The 17,295-nt window shown below is 63.6% G+C and carries 15 protein-coding genes; 9 read left to right on the plus strand and 6 right to left on the minus strand.

Annotated elements, in window-relative coordinates:
- Positions 1-61: 61 nt before the first annotated feature.
- From N2604_RS18040 to N2604_RS18055, 4 genes are all read left to right on the plus strand, one after another.
- Positions 62-1,942 (plus strand): HAMP domain-containing sensor histidine kinase, encoded by a 1,881-nt coding sequence (locus N2604_RS18040; RefSeq protein WP_260375955.1) that lies wholly within the window; start codon positions 62-64, stop codon positions 1,940-1,942.
- A gap of 171 nt (positions 1,943-2,113) precedes the next feature.
- Positions 2,114-3,802 carry a DUF3300 domain-containing protein gene (locus N2604_RS18045; RefSeq protein ID WP_260375956.1) on the plus strand — a complete coding sequence of 563 codons (1,689 nt, stop codon included), beginning with the start codon at positions 2,114-2,116 and terminating at the stop codon, positions 3,800-3,802.
- On the plus strand, positions 3,799-4,716 hold the full coding sequence (locus tag N2604_RS18050) for a DUF2950 domain-containing protein (RefSeq protein ID WP_260375957.1): 918 nt from the start codon (positions 3,799-3,801) through the stop codon (positions 4,714-4,716). The genes N2604_RS18045 and N2604_RS18050 overlap by 4 nt, the downstream gene beginning before the upstream one ends.
- A complete protein-coding gene (locus tag N2604_RS18055) occupies positions 4,700-5,164 on the plus strand; it encodes a hypothetical protein (protein WP_260375958.1) in 465 nt (154 codons plus the stop codon). Before N2604_RS18050 ends, N2604_RS18055 begins: the two co-directional genes overlap by 17 nt.
- A 3-nt stretch (positions 5,165-5,167) precedes the next feature.
- On the opposite strand, the gene N2604_RS18060 is transcribed toward N2604_RS18055, so the two are convergent.
- Complete coding sequence (locus N2604_RS18060) at positions 5,168-5,704, minus strand: GNAT family N-acetyltransferase (protein ID WP_260375959.1); 537 nt, start codon at positions 5,702-5,704, stop codon at positions 5,168-5,170.
- A gap of 151 nt (positions 5,705-5,855) precedes the next feature.
- Between N2604_RS18060 and N2604_RS18065 the strand changes: the two genes are divergently transcribed.
- Genes N2604_RS18065 through fabI form a run of 4 tightly spaced genes read left to right on the plus strand, consistent with a single transcriptional unit; the run spans position 5,856 to position 11,078 of the window.
- Positions 5,856-8,084, plus strand: a complete 2,229-nt coding sequence (locus N2604_RS18065; protein WP_260375960.1) for a DUF3141 domain-containing protein — start codon at positions 5,856-5,858, stop codon at positions 8,082-8,084.
- 29 nt (positions 8,085-8,113) lie between these two features.
- Positions 8,114-9,073, plus strand: coding sequence for a phosphate acetyltransferase (locus N2604_RS18070; protein ID WP_260375961.1), 960 nt, complete (start codon positions 8,114-8,116; stop codon positions 9,071-9,073).
- A gap of 5 nt (positions 9,074-9,078) precedes the next feature.
- A complete protein-coding gene (locus N2604_RS18075; protein WP_260375962.1) occupies positions 9,079-10,293 on the plus strand; it encodes an acetate/propionate family kinase in 1,215 nt (404 codons plus the stop codon).
- A complete protein-coding gene (gene fabI / locus N2604_RS18080; protein WP_260375963.1) occupies positions 10,290-11,078 on the plus strand; it encodes an enoyl-ACP reductase FabI in 789 nt (262 codons plus the stop codon). Before N2604_RS18075 ends, fabI begins: the two co-directional genes overlap by 4 nt.
- A gap of 174 nt (positions 11,079-11,252) precedes the next feature.
- On the opposite strand, the gene N2604_RS18085 is transcribed toward fabI, so the two are convergent.
- The 5 genes from N2604_RS18085 to N2604_RS18105 form a co-directional block, all read right to left on the minus strand.
- Positions 11,253-11,711, minus strand: a complete 459-nt coding sequence (locus N2604_RS18085) for a MaoC family dehydratase (protein ID WP_036028008.1) — start codon at positions 11,709-11,711, stop codon at positions 11,253-11,255.
- A gap of 12 nt (positions 11,712-11,723) precedes the next feature.
- The gene (locus tag N2604_RS18090) at positions 11,724-12,374 is read right to left on the minus strand and encodes a 3-oxoacid CoA-transferase subunit B (RefSeq protein WP_260375964.1); all 651 of its coding nucleotides are present in this window, start codon (positions 12,372-12,374) and stop codon (positions 11,724-11,726) included.
- A 4-nt stretch (positions 12,375-12,378) separates the two neighbouring features.
- The gene (locus N2604_RS18095; RefSeq protein ID WP_260375965.1) at positions 12,379-13,026 is read right to left on the minus strand and encodes a CoA transferase subunit A; all 648 of its coding nucleotides are present in this window, start codon (positions 13,024-13,026) and stop codon (positions 12,379-12,381) included.
- Positions 13,027-13,127: 101 nt separating this feature from the next.
- Positions 13,128-13,730 (minus strand): hypothetical protein, encoded by a 603-nt coding sequence (locus tag N2604_RS18100; RefSeq protein ID WP_260375966.1) that lies wholly within the window; start codon positions 13,728-13,730, stop codon positions 13,128-13,130.
- A complete protein-coding gene (locus N2604_RS18105) occupies positions 13,727-14,653 on the minus strand; it encodes an alpha/beta fold hydrolase (RefSeq protein ID WP_260375967.1) in 927 nt (308 codons plus the stop codon). Before N2604_RS18105 ends, N2604_RS18100 begins: the two co-directional genes overlap by 4 nt.
- Positions 14,654-14,784: 131 nt before the next feature.
- Here N2604_RS18105 and N2604_RS18110 point away from each other — a divergent pair, with 131 nt between their 5' ends.
- Positions 14,785-17,292 (plus strand): alpha/beta hydrolase, encoded by a 2,508-nt coding sequence (locus N2604_RS18110; protein ID WP_260375968.1) that lies wholly within the window; start codon positions 14,785-14,787, stop codon positions 17,290-17,292.
- Positions 17,293-17,295 lie beyond the last annotated feature (3 nt).

Consider the following 17,295-nt stretch of genomic DNA (forward strand, 5'->3'; position numbering starts at 1 on the left):
CGCTAAAATTGCCGGAGATCGCAGTCAGCGAAAGCTGCGGGGAGTGGAGCTGAGCGGGTGCATGTCCACAGATGCGGTCAGGCCGGTTGCGGCTGCGTGGCTTTGTCTCGGCCTCTTGCTTGCCGGGTGCATGCTATGCGGTCCTGCGCGCGCGGAACCGGCCCCGGCAACGCGCAGCGAGCCCAAGCGTGTGCTGATGCTGCATTCCTTCGGGCGCGATTTCTTGCCCTGGAGCGAGTACGCACGCAGTATCAAGACCAATCTCGAGGAGCGCTCTCCTTGGCCGCTCGATATCCAGGAACATACGCTTCTTACCGCCCGGTTCATCGCGCCAGGTCCTGAGGGGCCCTTCGTCGAATATCTTGGCTCGCTGTACGAAGGGCGGCCACCTGACATCGTGATGAGCATTGGCGGACCGGCGGCAGGGTTCGTGCAAAGGCATCGCGAGAAGCTGTTTTCGAAGGCGCCAATGGTCCTCACCACAGTCGAGGAACGATTGATCGACCGAGCACGCCTGACCAGGAACGATGCGGTAGTGTCAGTCCGTAACGAATTCGTCACGGCCTTCCGCAACGTTCTGCAGGTGCTGCCGGACACGCAGACGATAGCCCTTGTCATTGGCGCGTCTGCGTTGGAGAAATTCTGGCTCGAAGAGGTCAAGCGGGACGTCAAGCCGCTCGAAGGCCGGGTTTCGTTCGTTTGGTACGGCGATCTGTCGTTCGAGGACATCCTGAAACGGGCGTCGACGCTTCCACCGCACACGGTTCTGTTCTGGGGGTTGATGTCGGTCGACGCGGCGGGTGTCGTTCATGATGGAAACCTTGCCTTGCATCGCCTTCAGGCCGTCGCGAACGCCCCAATTTTCTGCTTTGAGGAGTCGTTCTTCGGACGCGACATTGTCGGCGGTCCGATGCATTCAATTCCTGAACTCGGCCAAAAGACCGCCGATGCGGCACTGCGAATTCTGGGCGGGGAAGAGCCTGCAAACGTCAGAATTGAACCGATCGCATATGCTGCTCCCAAATACGATTGGCGGGAGTTGCAGCGCTGGGGCATCAGCGAGAGTCGCCTGCCCCCGGGAAGCACCATCCTGTTTCGCGAGCCGAGTATCTGGCAGCGCTATCACTGGCAGATGCTGATGATCTCGGCCGTGTTCCTGGTCCAGGCCGGACTCATCAGCGGGCTCCTGCACGAGCGTCGCCGCCGGCGGGTTGCCGAAGTCGAATCGCGTCAGCGCCTGACGGAACTCGCCCACGTCAACCGCTACTCGGCCGTTGGCGAGCTGACGACCTCGATCGCGCATGAACTGAACCAGCCCCTCGGATCGATTCTGACCAATGCCGAAACGGCAGAGCTCATGCTCAAGGCTGCCCAGCCCGATCTGGTCGAGATCCAGCAGATCCTCGCCGACATCAGAAGGGACGACCAACGGGCGAGCGAGGTGATCCGGAGGCTGCGCAGCGTTCTGAAGAAGACCCCGTTCGAGGTCAAGAACATCGAGCTCAACGATACGGTGCGCGAAGCAATTGGTCTCGTGAAGGCCCTCGCCCAGGGGCGCCGGATCACGTTGAGCTATCTGCCGGTCATGGCCGGCCTTCACGTCAAGGGCGATCCGGTCCAGCTTCAGCAGGTCATTCTCAACCTGATCATCAACGCGATGGATGCGATCTCCGACGCCGACACCGGAAAGCGGGAGGTCAGCGTCGCGACCATGCGTGCCGGCAATCAGGCCGAAATCAGGATCACTGATACCGGGCCTGGAATGGCCGCCTCCGACCTCGCAAACGTCTTCGATCCGTTCTTCACGACCAAACCGCAAGGCATGGGCATGGGGCTTGCGATCGCCAGAACCATCATCGAAGCCCATCACGGCACGATCTCCGCGGCGAACCAGCCGGCGGCAGGCGCACTGTTCACGATCCGGCTTCCGATTGCGCGCTGAGAGATGATCCGCGTCTCTCAGGGGCGGGCTGTTTCGGCCAAAAAATCCTTGTCGAATGCTCGTGTGTCCTTGCGCTGCGGCAGCCTGGACGGCTCTTTTCGTTGATCTCGATCAACAAATGCCGGCGCCCCGGCTTGATCCTCCCGCACTGGAAGTCCGAGGGAGGATGTGATGTTTCGTGGCGGCAAGACCCTGGTGGCGCTGGCGCTCTTGATGGCGACTTCGGTCGCTGCAACGGCGCAGACCACAACGACACCTGCAGCGCCGGCGCCGCAGGCGCAGCCCGCCAGTACGCCTGTGCCGGCGGCCGAGCTCTTGAAGCCCGAGCAGCTCGAGGCCCTCGTCGCGCCGATCGCGCTTTATCCCGACGAGTTGCTCGCCAATGTACTGGCCGCCTCGACCTATCCGCTGGAAGTGGTGCAGGCCGACCGCTGGCTGAAGGAGCGCAAGAGCCTGAAAGGCGATGCGCTGAAGACGGAAGTGGAGAAGCAGGGCTGGGACGATAGCGTCAAGGCGCTGGCCAGCACCGCCGATGTCCTCGCGATGATGAGCGAGCAGCTCGACTGGACCAAGAAGCTGGGCGATGCCTTTCTTGCGCAGCAGCCCGACGTGATGGACGCGATCCAGCGTCTGCGCAACAGGGCCTATGACAATAAGAAGCTCGTCACCACCAAGCAGCAGAAGGTCAGCGTCCAGTCTCAGGAAGGCAAGCAGGTCGTCCTGATCCAGCAGGCCGATCCCGCGGCGATGTACGTGCCGTATTACGACCCCGCGACGGTCTACGGCAGCTGGCCATATGCGGAATATCCGCCGTATTATTGGGGCTACCCGTCCTATATCGGCGCGGGCATGGTCGCCGCCGGCATCGCCTTCGGCACGGCCTGGGCGATCGGACGCTGGGGCAATTACTGGGGTGGCGGCTTCAACTGGGGCAACCGCAACGTCTATGTCAACCATCGCACCACGAACATCGGCAATGGCTGGCAGCACAATCCGGCGCATCGCGGCGGTGTGCGCTACAGCAACAGCAATGTTCAGCAGCGCTTCGGCAACAACAATCTGAAGGCCGGCGTGTCGGACCGGATGGATTTCCGTGGCCGCGACGGCAACCAGGTGCTGCGCCCCAATCAGGGTGCCGGGGACCGGGCGGGAGACCGCGCGGGTGATCGCGGCGGTCCAGGTGATCGTGCGGGCGATCGCGCCGGCAATCGCGGCGACCGTCCGGGCGCAGGCGATCGCCCCAGCGCAGGGACGCGCGACCGGCCTGGCGGCGGCGATCGTGCCGGTGCCGGCGATCGTGCCAAGGGTGCTGCCAAGGGTGCTGCCAAGGGCGGCGGCGATCGCGCCAAGGCTGCGAACCGCGCCGGCGGCGGTGCGGCCAGTCGTGGCGGCGGCAACCGCGGCGGTGCCATGAACGTTTCCTCCGGCCGCTCGGCTGCCGCAGCATCCGCGCGCGGCCGCAGCAGCATGGCCAGCATGCCGCGCGGTGGCGGCGGCGGACCAAGCTTTGCCGGCCGCGGCGGCGGTGGCGGAATGGCGATGCGTGGCGGAGGTGGCGGAGGCGGCTTCCGCGGCGGTGGCGGCGGTGGCCGGCGCTCGGATATCGCGCTGAAGCATGATGTCGTCCTGCTCGGTCATCTCTCGAGCGGCCTTGGCTATTATCGGTTCAGCTATATCGGCAGCGACAAGGCCTATGTCGGCGTGATGGCGCAGGAGGTCGAGCAGGTGATGCCCGATGCCGTGACCCGCGGCAGCGACGGCTATCTGCGCGTCCATTACGAAAAACTGGGGCTGACGTTCCGCACCTATCGCGACTGGCTCGCCGGCGGCGCGAAGATTCCTGCGGAGGTGATGCCATGACTGGTCTGAGATCGTTTGGCCGTGCGCTGCTGCCCGGCATCGTCGCGCTCGCGCTGCTCGGATCGGCCTCTCTGGCGCAGGAATCCTACAAGACACCGGAAGAGGCCGCCTCTGCGCTTGCCGCCGCGGTCAAGAGCGGCCCGAAAGACATTTTGAAAGTGCTCGGCAGGAACGCGGAGGACATCGTGTCGTCCGGCGACGAGGTTGCCGACAACGACATTCGGGCGCGCTTCACCGCGATGTACGACGCCAAGCACGGCATCAAGGCGGAGGGCAACAAGACTGCCACCTTGATCCTCGGGCCGGAGGACTTCCCGTTCCCAATTCCGCTGGTCAACACCAGGACGGGCTGGGCGTTCGACACCGACGAGGGACGCATCGAGGTGCTGCGCCGTCGCATCGGCCGCAACGAGCTCGACGCGATCCAGACCGCGCTCGCCTTCGTCGACGCGCAAAACGAATATGCCGAGAAGGACCGCGGTGAGGGCGTCGGCGTCTACGCGCAGCGCATCGTCTCCTCGCCCGGCAAGAAGGACGGCCTGTTCTGGCGCGACGACAGCGATCCGAGCCCGCTCGGTGCGCTCGCGGCCGAAGCCTCGAAGGAGGGCTATCGCGGCGGTGACGTCGGACCTGAACCTTATCACGGCTATTACTTCCGGATTCTCAAAGGGCAGGGGCGGGACGCGCGAGGGGGTGCGCTCGACTATGTCGTCAAGGGCAAGATGATCGGCGGCTTCGCCCTGATCGCCTGGCCGGCGGAATATGGCAATTCGGGCGTCATGACCTTCCTCGTCAATCATGACGGCGTCGTCTACCAGAAGGATCTCGGCAAGCGCACCGAGTTCATCGCGCAGCGCATCACGCTGTTCGATCCCGACCAGACCTGGAAGAAGGTCGATGCCGCAAAACCCTGAGCGGCGAGCGCGCCGGCGCGCATTTCGCCTGATCGCGCTGCTTCTGCTTGCACTCGGGCTGACCGCGCCGGCGACGCAGTCCTTCGCGCAAGCCGCCGGTCAAGTCCGGGTCAAAATCGTCAAGGCAGGCCTCCTGGTCGGCGGTGGCGCCGGCAGCGGGGTGTTGACCTACCGGGGCAAGACCTATCCCTTCAAGGTCAGCGGTCTGAGTTTCGGCATCACGGTCGGCGCAACTTTCGGCCGTCTCGACGGCTGGGCATCCGGCATCCGGGAGGTCGGTGACTTCGCCGGCACCTACAGTTCCGTCGGCGGCGGCTTTGCGCTGGTCGGCGGTGCCAACGGTGTGCACCTCCGCAACGAAAAGGGCGTCACGATGGTGTTGCAAGGCCCGAAGGCGGGACTCGAGCTGGCGGCCAATATCAGTCAGATCACGATCGCTTTGAGGTGAGGCTCAAGCCGGGCGCGCGGATCCAAGCGGGAGCGACAGGTGGACCGTCCTCGGATCGTCACTCCGCGCAAGCTTGAAGCCCGCCTTCGCGAACACGCTTCGCATGGGCGAATTGTCGGACAGAACCTCGGCCGTGAGTTCTCGTACGCCTTGGGCGCGCGCGATGTCTGTCAGGTGCCGCAACAATAGGGAGCCCACGCCGCGACCTTGCCAGGCATCCACCACGACGAAGGCCATCTCGGCCTGACCGGGCTCGACGACAACGTACCGGCCGCCGCCGATAATGGCGTCTCGACCCTGTTCTTCGGCGAGAGCCGCCAGCGCAACGTGATTGACGAAATCCACGTCCATGAAGTAGGCCCGCTCCTTCTCCGAGAAATGCCGTTTCAAAATGAAGAACCGGCTCTGCAGCGATTGCGGCCCGGTACGCGCGATGGCAGTGAGCATATCCGCCTCGTCGCTGGCGTGAAGCGCGCGGATCTGGATCGGAGTGCCGTCCTTCAGGACGGTTTGCACACTGTAAGTTGCAGCTTGTGACATGTCGATGTCGCTCGTCCAAAACCGTCCAGCCGCGTCTCATGCCCTATGATGCAGGATAAACGCCTCCCAAGCGTGCAGATCATCTTGACCTAGATCAACGTTCGTCCTCGCCCAGCGCCGTCAATTGGAAGGCGACGGAGAGGTCGAGAACATGGCCATGGACAAGTTACAAATTCCGGGCGGTCCCATGTCGGGGCTGGTCGCCTCGGCAGTCGAATACCTGGTCGATGCGGGACAGCGCAGTGTCCTGTTCCTGGATATCATGCGCCGGCGCGGGGATCAGTACAGGGAGCATGTCGCGCAAACCGCGCCGCATGTTTTGCAATATGCGGCCGAATTGATCATGGACGGGCGCCAGTTCGCCGAACCCGTCAATTACGCGCTGGTGCGCATCGTTCCGCCCGAAAACGTCGAGATCGACACGAACCGGCGGCCGTTCGTCGTGGTCGATCCGCGTGCGGGCCACGGCCCCGGCATCGGCGGCTTCAAGGCGGACAGCGAGATCGGTGTGGCGATGAAGGCAGGCCATCCCTGCTACTTCATCGGATTCCTGCCGGATCCGATGCCCGGTCAGACCATCGAGCGCATCGCGCGTGCCGAAGCCATTTTCATCGAAAAGGTCATGAGCCTTCACCCAGATGCCGACGGCAAGCCGTGCGTGATCGGCAATTGCCAGGCCGGATGGGCCGTCATGATCCTGGCCTCGCTGCGTCCCGAACTGTTCGGTCCGCTGATCATCGCCGGCGCGCCGCTGGCCTATTGGGCCGGCGTCCACGGAAAATATCCGATGCGCTACTCGGGCGGGCTCTTGGGCGGAAGCTGGTTGACGGCGCTGACGTCTGATCTCGGCGCCGGCAAGTTCGATGGTGCATGGCTGGTGCAGAACTTCGAGAACCAGAACCCGTCGAATACGCTCTGGACCAAGCAGTACAACGTCTATTCCAAGGTCGACACCGAGGCAGAGCGATACCTTGAATTCGAGCGTTGGTGGGGCGGCCACGTCAACCTGAACGCCGAGGAGATTCAGTTCATCGTCGATGAGCTGTTCGTCGGCAACAACCTCGCAGCCGGCAACATCGAAATGTCCGATGGCCGGAAGGTTGATCTTCGTAACATCAGATCTCCGATCGTGGTGTTCTGCTCGGAGGGCGACAACATCACGCCGCCGCAGCAGGCGCTGCATTGGATCCTCGATTGCTATGCCGATGTCGATGAGATCAGGGCCTATGGCCAGACCATCGTCTACACCGTGCACAAGAGCATCGGCCACCTCGGCATCTTCGTCTCCGGCGGCGTTGCCAAGAAGGAGCATGCGGAATTTTCCAGCAACATCGACCTCATCGACGTTCTGCCGCCCGGGCTCTATGAAGCGACATTCGAGGCGAAGGATGAGGAAACCGCAAGTTCGGATCTGGTCGTCGGCCAGTGGGTGATGCGCTGCGAAGCGCGGACGCTCGACGACATCCGCGCCATGGGCGGCAATTCGCCCGAGGACGAGCGACGCTTTGCCACGGCCAAGCGGATCTCGGAAATCAACCTGGCGGCCTATCAGAAATTCGTCCAGCCGTGGCTCAAGCGCATGGTGATGCCACAGATGGCGGAATGGGCTCACAACATGCATCCGCTGCGGCTGCAATACGAGCTGTTCAGCAGCCAGAATCCTTACATGGCGACGGTGAAATCATTGGCCGAGAAGGCCGCCGAGGAGCGCAAGCCGGTCGCTGCGGACAATCCGTTCCTGGCGTTTCAGGAGCAGATCTCGAAGCAGGTCGTTCACGCCCTCGACAGCTGGCGCGATTCACAGGAGGCGCTCAGCGAAGCGATGTTCCTCAGCGTCTACGGGTCCCCGGCGCTCCAGGCGGCGGTCGGGATCGATCCGACGTCCACACCGTCCCGCCGGCGTGAGATGTCCGCCGAGCATCGCGCCATGCTCGAGAAGCGCATCGCCGAGCTGAAGTCGCGGATCGGTGAGGGCGGCCTCCGTGAAGCGGCGTTGCGCGCTTTGCTCTATGTCGGCTCGGCACGGGGAATGGTGGATGAACGCAGCATCGAGGCTCTGCGCCAGGTCCGCCGGGAACATGGCGGCGCACGCATGTCTCTTGCCGAGTTCAAGATGCTGGTACGCGAGCAGTTCTTCATGCTGCTGCTCGATCGAGAAGGGGCGCTCGCCGCAATCCCGAAATTGCTGCCTGACGACATGAACGCTCGTCGCGCAGCATTTCAAGCGATCGAACAGGTGCTGTCGGCCAGTGCAGACGTCACGGGCGAGCGTGCAAACCGGCTGCGGCAGATCGCTGGCCTGTTTGGCCTCGACACTGCGGACGGTGCCGAAAGGGCGTCGAACGTAGCCCCTTTCGATCCCAAGGCGAAGGCGTCGTAGCGCGAGTTGTAAGGATCGGGAGCGACATCATGTCAGATGCGACGGCCACAAAGTCTCCCAGCAAGTATGATCGCCTGATCGCCGCGGCCAAGGCAATCCCGCCGACGCCGACCGTCGTCGTGCATCCATGCGATGAGACATCCTTGCGAGGCGCCGTCGACAGCGCGTCCGCCGCCATCATCCGGCCGCTCCTGGTCGGGCCGGAGCGCAAGATCAGGGATACGGCTGCCAGGTTCGGCCTGGACATCTCGGGTTATGAGATCGTGGATGCCGCGCACAGCGACGATGCCGCCGCGAAGGGCGTCGAATTGATCCATGCCGCGCGCGGCGAACTGCTCATGAAGGGCAGCCTTCACACCGACGAGCTGATGCGGGCCGTCACGGGCAAGGTCGGGGGATTGCGGACCGATCGGCGCATCAGCCACGTGTTCGTCATGGATGTGCCGGCCTACGCCGAGACGATCTTCGTCACTGACGCCGCCATCAACATCTTCCCCGATCTGGATGCCAAGCGGGACATCATTCAGAACGCGATCGACCTCTACAATCAGGCGGGCTTCGGCAAGTCGCCGCGGGTGGCCATCCTTTCCGCAGTCGAAACGGTCACGTCGAAAATTCCGTCCACCATCGAGGCCGCGGCGCTCTGCAAGATGGCGGATCGCGGCCAGATCACAGGCGGCGTGCTGGACGGGCCGCTGGCTTTCGACAACGCGATCGACCTCGAATCGGCGCGGATCAAGGGCATCAAGTCCGAAGTGGCCGGCCGCGCTCAGATCCTGGTCGTGCCCGACCTCGAAGCGGGCAACATGCTGGCCAAGAACCTCGCCTATTTCGCCAAGGCCGACGGCGCCGGCATTGTGCTCGGCGCGCGCGTCCCCGTCGTCCTGACCTCACGTGCGGACAGCCCAAGAGCGCGGATGGCGTCCTGCGCGGTTGCTGCACTTTATGCTCACGCGCGGCGCCAGAAGGCGCCGACAGTCGCGGCGTGACCGCCATGGACAGCATCCTCGTCGTCAACGCCGGCTCGTCGAGCGTCAAGTTCCAGGTCTTTGCGGTCGAGGGTGAGGGCGTTCTGCGCCGGCTGATCAAGGGGCAGGTGGACGGCATCGGCAGCCGGCCGCGCTTGCGTGCAAGCAGGGCAGGCAACGACCCCATGGCGGACCGGGCCTATCCGATCGAGGCCATTCCGGATGTGCCGGCGGCGATGCAAGTCGCGGGGGAATGGCTGCGGAAGGAGGCTCGTATCCATCCGTTGGCGGTCGGGCATCGTGTCGTCCATGGCGGGCCGGATTATGAGCAGCCGGTTCTCATCGACCATGGCGTGGTGGCACGGCTGGAACGCTTCGTCACGCTGGCGCCGCTGCATCAGCCGCACAATCTGGCGCCGATCCGCTCGATCCTGGCCAATTTCCCGACGGTCCCGCAGGTCGCGTGCTTCGACACCGCGTTTCACCGCACGCACGGTCCGCTGGCCGATCATTACGCCATCCCCCACCAGCTCCACGCCGAAGGTGTGCGGCGCTACGGCTTTCACGGGCTCTCCTATGAGTACATCTCCAGGACCCTGCCGCAGATCGCGCCAGACATCGCAAAGCGCCGGGTGATTGTCGCCCATCTCGGCAGTGGCGCGTCGATGTGCGCGATGAAGAATGGGCTGAGCGTCGAGAGCACGATGGGATTCACGGCGCTCGACGGGCTGCCGATGGGCACGCGTCCGGGCCAGCTCGATCCGGGGGTCGTGCTGTATCTGCTGTCGGAAAAGGGCATGACGGCATCGAAGGTGCAGGATTTTCTCTATCGCGATTGCGGATTGAAGGGGCTTTCCGGGGTCAGCAACGACATGCGCGAGCTCGAGGCAAGCCTTGATCCGCAAGCGAAGCTGGCGGTGGACTATTTCGTCTATCGCATCGGGCTCAATGCCGGCATGCTGGCGGCGGCGTTGCAGGGCATCGATGCCTTCGTCTTCACCGCCGGCATCGGCGAGAATTCGAGCGGCATCCGCGCACGTGTGGCGGAGCAGCTCGGCTGGCTTGGCGTGGCACTCGACCCTGCCGAGAACACGCGCCATTCGCGGCTGATCTCAGCAAAGACGAGTCTCGTTCCGGTCTACGTCGTCCCGACGGACGAGGAGCTCATGATCGCGCAGCACACGCTGACGCTGTTGATGAACGGCCAATCGCCCAACCCCAGACAAGAGAGGGTGTCATGATTCCAGTATTTCCGGACAGCAAGGTCGCTCTGAAGGGGAAAAAGGGCCTCGTCGTAGGCATCGCCAACGACCAGTCGATCGCCTGGGGCTGCGCCAGGGCGTTTCGCGCACTCGGCGCCGATCTCGCCGTCACCTATCTGAACGATCGCGCCAAGAAGCACGTCGAGCCGCTGGCGCAGGCGCTCGAAGCGCCGATCTTCCTGCCGCTCGACGTCATGGTCGAAGGCCAGACCGAGGCGGTCTTCGAGCGGATCAAGTCGGAATGGGGGCAACTCGATTTCCTGCTTCATTCCATCGCGTTCTCGCCGAAGGAGGCGTTGCACGGCCGCGTCGTCGATGTCGGCCGCGACGGCTTCCTGAAGACCATGGACGTCTCCTGCTGGTCGTTCCTGCGCATGGCGCATCTTGCCGAACCCCTGATGAAGAGCGGCGGCACGATGTTCACCATGACCTATTACGGCAGCCAGATGGTGGTGGAGAACTACAACATCATGGGCGTCGCCAAGGCGGCGCTCGAGGCCGCGGTTCGCTATGCCGCTGCCGAGCTCGGTCCGAAGGGCATCCGCGTGCACGCGATCTCGCCGGGACCGCTTGCCACCCGCGCGGCCTCGGGCATTCCGGAGTTCGACGAGCTGATGGACAAGGCACAATCCAAGGCGCCCTCGCGCAGCCTCGTCAGCATCGACGATGTCGGCAATGCCACCGCCTTTCTGGCGCTCGACGGCGCCAAGCTGATCACCGGTGGCGTGCTCTACATCGACGGCGGCTATCACATCATCGATTGACGCCGCGTTGCCGCCGCGCTGAACAGTCCGGCGACCCGTGGGCTGATGGTGACATATTGCCAGTTTTTTGCCCGACGGCGCAACCGGCTCCGGGCGAACAGAGGGCGAAACGGAAACCTCAGTCAAATCAGCCCCATGGCTACTGTGCATGGGGTTGTTTTTCGACTTTTTGATTCAGCGATAGTGCAGAGCGATCAGTTCGGCCACGCAGGCCGGCTTCTTGCCGCCCTCGATCTCGATCACGAGGTGGTAGTTGACGCGCAGCCCGTCCGGCGGCACGTCCTCTGCTTCCGCAATCGTGACCCGGCCGCGCAGCTTCGATCCTGCCGGTACCGGCGCGAGATATCGGATGCGGTCAGCACCGTAGTTCAGCGTGTTGCGCAGCCCCTTCAGGCCGATGACCGAGCGGATGAACAGCGGCGCAAGGGCAAGCGAGAGCAGGCCATGGGCGATGGTCTTGCCGCCCGGCATCTCCTGCTTGGCGCGCTCCTGGTCGACATGGATCCATTGCTCGTCGCAGGTCGCCTCGGCGAACTGGTTGATGCGGTCTTGCGTGATCTCGATCCAGTCGCTGGCACCGATCTCGGTGCCGATTGCGGATTTGATCTCGTTGAAGTCGCTGAATATTCGCATGGGTTGACCCGTTTAGATCCTCATTTCCGGAACATTGTCGGGAATGGCGAGCTCGGCCTCCGTCAGCGCCAGGACCTCGCCGACGCTCAGGCCGGGCGCTGTTTCCAGCAACGTCGCCTTGCCGTCGGGAAAACCGATCACGGCCATGTCGGTCACGACCAGGTCGACAGGGCGCGCCGAGGTCAGCGGCAGCGAGCATTTCGCCACGATCTTCGACTTGCCCTTGGCCGCGTGCTGCATGGCGACGATCACGCGCTTGGCGCCGGTGACGAGGTCCATTGCGCCGCCCATGCCGGGAACCATCTTGCCCGGGATCATCCAGTTCGCGAGATGGCCATGCGCATCGACCTGGAGGCCGCCGAGCACGGTGACATCGACGTGGCCGCCGCGGATCAGTCCGAACGACATCGCGCTGTCGAAGGTGGAGGCGCCCGGCAGCGCGCTGATCGGGCGTCCGCCGGCATCGGTGAGCGTCGGATGCGCCATGCCCTGCTCGGGGATCGGCCCGGTGCCGATCAGTCCGTTCTCGGACTGGAAGAAGACCTTCAGGTCCGACGGCACATAATTGGCGACCAGCGTCGGAATGCCGATGCCGAGATTGACGAGGTTGCCGTTCCTCAGCTCCTTGGCGACGCGCCGGGCGATGATGATCTGCGGATCCATGGTGTCACCCGTTCGTGATGAGATAGTCGACGAGCGGCGCGGGGGTGATGACATGATCGGGTGCAATCACGCCGACCGGGACGATATGCTCCGCCGTCACGATGACGGTGTCGGCCGCCATCGCCATGACCGGGTTGAAATTGCGCGACGTGAGGGCGTAGGCGAGGTTGCCGAGATAATCGGCGAGGAAGGCGTGCACCAATGCGAATTGCGCCCGCAGCGCCGTCTCCAGCAGGAACGGCTTGCCGTCGACTTCGATCTGACGCTTGCCTTCGGCCACCAGCGTTCCGACGCCGGTCGGCGTCAGCACGCCGCCGAGGCCGCATCCGCCGGCGCGGATGCGCTCGACGAACGTGCCTTGCGGCACGAGATCGACGGCGATCTGGTTCGCCAGCATCTGCTGCTGCGCCTTCGGATTGAGACCGATATGCGTTGCCGTCAGCTTCGACACCAGGGCCTGATCGAACAGCTTGCCGACGCCCTTGCCGGGCGTGGCGGCGTCATTCGAGATCAAGGTCAGACCTGTCTTCCTCTGGCGCACGACTTCGTCGAGCAGCCGCTCCGGCGTTCCGACTCCCATGAAGCCGCCAACCATGACGCTGGCGCCCGCCGGGATCATCGCAACGGCTTCTTCGACGGAAACGGCCTTCATGATCGAAACTCCCGGTCGGCCGACGATGGCAGAAGGGCGGTAACGTGCGGATGTTGGCGGGCGGGGGGCGGGCTCCCTTGATCTGGGTCAAGGCTTTCGGATCATTCCGCTCCGGCTGCGTCGATGCCGATGCTTTCGAGTGTCTCGCGCCAGAGCTTGCGAACACCGACGTGGCGCTGCTCGAGTGCCGCGCTCACCGCATCTCGGTATGGAGCGAGGTCGGGGCCTTTGAGGAACAGGATCTGCGCTTGCAGCAGCCGGCCGCTCTCGAATTCGATGCGGCGCAAAGCCATGACGAACGCATCCTGCGGATTGGCTTCGACCGGGAGCAGCGCAGCCGGCCGGATGCCGGCGTGGACGGCATGGGCGAGCGTTGCGAGGTTGACGGCCTGGGCGAGGTGAGGGTCCGTGATCTCCGCGAGCGGCGCAGGAAGCCAAGCCGTCTCCCAAGTCATCAGCATGTATCCGAGGGCAACATCCGGGACCCAGGAGGTGGCGCGCATCAGCAGGGAGACGATCTCGGTCTCCCGATAGAACTGCGCGTTCAATTCGGTCTGCCAGGCCGCTTCAAACCTCGCCGGCAAGGAGAGGGCGAATTGCCGCGCTAGGGCACCATGCGCCGAGATCAGGAACGCCCCGATCCGCGTCTGCTGGCGCGGCGGAATGCGGCCGTCGGGATCGAGCGGGCCGAGGAAGCCGCTCATGGCACCGCTCTTCTGACCGGGATGGCACGCAGATGGTCGTAACCGTCTGGAAACGGCGTCAGCTCCCCGCCGGCCTCGTCCGGTGCCACCCAAATCGATTGATGTCCCTCCCATCGCCCGGCCAGCACGTCATCAGCGAAGCGCGCCAGCAGGTCCGCCGTCAGCGCTCCCTTCTCCAGCGTGAACGCATGATAGGCCTTGGGAATGATCACCAGGGAGCTGTTGGGAATCTCGACACGCAATGTTTCGTGGAGACCCCGCGGCGTGAGAAAATCGAACTCGCCGTTGAGAATCATGGTCGGAACGGCGATCGCGGACAGGCGCGGCGTGAGCGGCTGGAAGTCGAGGAAGGATTCCATCAGGTTCTGCAGCGCGTAGACGTCGTTGACGAGCCAACCTTGCCGCTTCACGCTGTCGAGCCTGTCCAGCAGCGGCTTCAGCCATTGGTCCGATAGGTTCATCGGCAGCAGGAGGTCCTGGAGGTAACTCGTGCCGCCGAGGATCAGCCCGGTTCGCAGCGCATTGCCAAGCAGCAAGAGTTGCGGCGACAGTTCCGCAAAGCAGCTCATCGGCACGAGCCCGGCCAGTCGCTTGCCATGCTCGATCGCATATCGCAGCGCGATCAGTCCGCCAAAGCTGATCCCGCTCAGAAAAACCGGACCGTCCCCCAGCTGGTCGATCAGGAGACGCAAGGCGGCGACCTGGTCGTCCTGGCTGATGAAGAGCCTCGGCTTGTCGGAGCCGCCCTGGCCCAGCAGATCGAAGATTGCAACGCGAAAGCCTCGCGCCGACAAGGCTTCGCGATAGGCGCCCCACAGTTCGGAATATTGCGTCAGGCCGTTCACGAGGACATAGGCCGGCGCGCCCACCGGCCCGTCGAGCTCATAGCGGATCCGATATGAGCCGAGGCTGAGGAAAGGCATCGCAGGGTACTGCCGGTGTTTTGATGCCCGCGATCTTCGATCCCTGCGAACGGATTCCATTGAGTTAGATCAAACCTCCCCTGGCCGCCCTGCTTAGCGTTTCAGGAAAATCTTCCAGGGAGGACTGCGTCATGTTCGGACAAGACGCGTTGAAGCGCTGCTTCATGAGCCTGATCGTGCTGCTGCTCGGAACGGCGATCGCAACCGCACAGCCTTTCACGCGCCGCTCGTCGCAGGTGCAGCATGATGGGCTGAAGAAGACCTACGAGATCGCCAACTTCCGTCTCGGCGGCAAGTATGACCTGTCCGACCCCTCAAAATGGGAGAACGGCGGCGAGGGCGGCGTCACGCTGGAATCGCTCGGCGCCGGCAAGCTTCGCACGGCCTACATCGCCATCGGCAACGCAAGGCGCAACGCCGCCGGCGAGATCACCAATGCCATCGTGATCAACTCCTACTATTCCGGCGATTCCACCGACATGTACGAACAGTGGGTCAAGGGTGCGGCGTTGTCGGGTGGCGTGCCCATCATCGGTCCGGGCCGGCCGATCGACACGGATCGCTATTATGTCGTCATGGTCGATCCGCTCGGCACTTGGGGCGCGAGCAAGCCGTCCGACGGCCTCGGCATCAAGTTCCCGCAATACAGCTACTACGACATGGTGCAGGCGAATTACCGCCTGCTGCGCGACGAGCTGAAGGTCGCGCGCGTCGCGCTGGTGACCGGCGTCTCAATGGGCGGCACGCAGACTTACGTCTGGGGCGTGATGCATCCGGAATATGTCAGCGCCCTGATGCCGATCGGCGGCACGACGCAATCGGATGGCGACGACCCCGTCGGCAACTGGACCTTCCAGATGATGACGGCCGCGATCCAGGGCGATCCGGTCTGGCAGGCGACCAAGGGCGACTATTACAAGCTCCCGAAGGAAAAGCATCCGGTGCCGGGCGTGGCCTTCGGCTGGTCGATCCTCGGCATGACGGGTTATGACTTCGCCTTCCGTACGACCCAGAATTGGGCGGCGGTACAGCCGGAGATCTTCTATTGGGATCCGCCGAACGAGAAGGCCGGTCTCAACGTCACCAACCGTGCCAAGCTCTATGACGCCGTCGACCTCGTCTGGCGCAACAGGGTGGGCGAGACCCACAACATCAATCCCTATCTCGGTCGCATTCAGGCCCGCACGCTGGTGATGCACATCACCAACGACCTCTGGCTGAACTTCAAGCTGGCGCAGAAGGCTGTTGATCGCGTGCCCGGCGCTGATCTCATCGCACAGGAGAGCCCGGTCGCGCATTACGGCGTGTTCCCGATCATCAACCAGCGCAAGAACGATCCGAAGTTCGTCGCCTTCATGGATGACGTGGCGGCTCTCGATCGCGCCCAGAAATTCGTCGACAAGAATTACCGCGTGCCCGACGTCGCCCAGACTATCGATCCCAAGAAGTCGTTCTGGAAGGCCTACGTGACCTATCCCTATCCGGTCAAATTCGGCAGTGCCAAGGACAAGAGCGGCAATTCCTGGGAAATCGGCTACATGGACGAGTATGCCGGCACCGACAAGGATCCGAAGGTGCTCGTCATCATCCACGGCAAGGGCGCGTTCGGCGGCCATTACGGCAACATCATGCAGTATGCGCTGCGCAGCGGCCTGCGCGTAATCGTGCCAGACCTGCCGCATTACGGCATGTCGGGCCCCGGCAATCTCGACAAGAACCCCGCTCGCACCATGCAGGACATGCGCGAGGTGATCTACGACCTCGTGGTCAACCAGCTCGGTGTCAAGAAGGCGTACTATCTCGGTCACTCGCTCGGCGGCCAGTTCGTCGTAGGCTACGCCCTGATCTGGCCGGATGCGGTGCAGGGCCTCGCCTTGGAAGCGCCGTCCGGCCTCGAGGAATATCCGCGCGAGATCACCATCGCCAAGGACAAGAAGGCGCCTCTCTTCGCCGACGGCCTCGGCCGCGACTTCGAAAAGTGGAAGCAGGTCTGGGACCAGACCGGTATTCTCGCCGCGGAAAAGGCACGCAGCGAGCAGAACATCCGCGACTTCTTCTATTTCAAGAAGCGTGACCCCGACACCGGCGTGGTGTCGGCTGCGAAGAGCGGCTACTTCTTCAGCGACAGCGAATATGCCCGCTTCCATACCGAGCAGCGTGTCGGGCTGACCAAGGGCAACCCGAAGGAGCTCGATCAATGGTGCAACGTCTTCATCTTCGACATCTATACGATCGGTGCCGAACTCCAGCAGGATGACCCGAAGAACCTTTATGAGCGGGTCACCCAGATCAAAGCGCCGATCTTCCTGGCGTTCGGCGACAAGGAGCCGTTCATTCCGACGCCCGCGTTCAACGGGCTGACGGACCTCGGCCGCGACGTCATCACGCCGTTCATGACGCGCATGACCAATGCCGGCAACCGGCCGATGCTCAAGATCTATCCGGAGACCGGACACTTCATCCACACCGACAATCCAGTGGAATACGCCGCCGATGTCGTGGATTTCGTGACCAAGGGGACGGTTGACGTGTCATCGCCGCTCGGTACCGATCGCATGATCAAGGGCGCCGTCGTCTCGGCCCTGCCAGTGGCGCCGACACCGCCCGGAGCGGCGCCGACGGCCGGCCTCAACAAGTAGGGC

The organism is Bradyrhizobium sp. CB1015, assembly GCF_025200925.1.
In the GTDB taxonomy this organism is placed as follows: Bacteria; Pseudomonadota; Alphaproteobacteria; order Rhizobiales; family Xanthobacteraceae; genus Bradyrhizobium.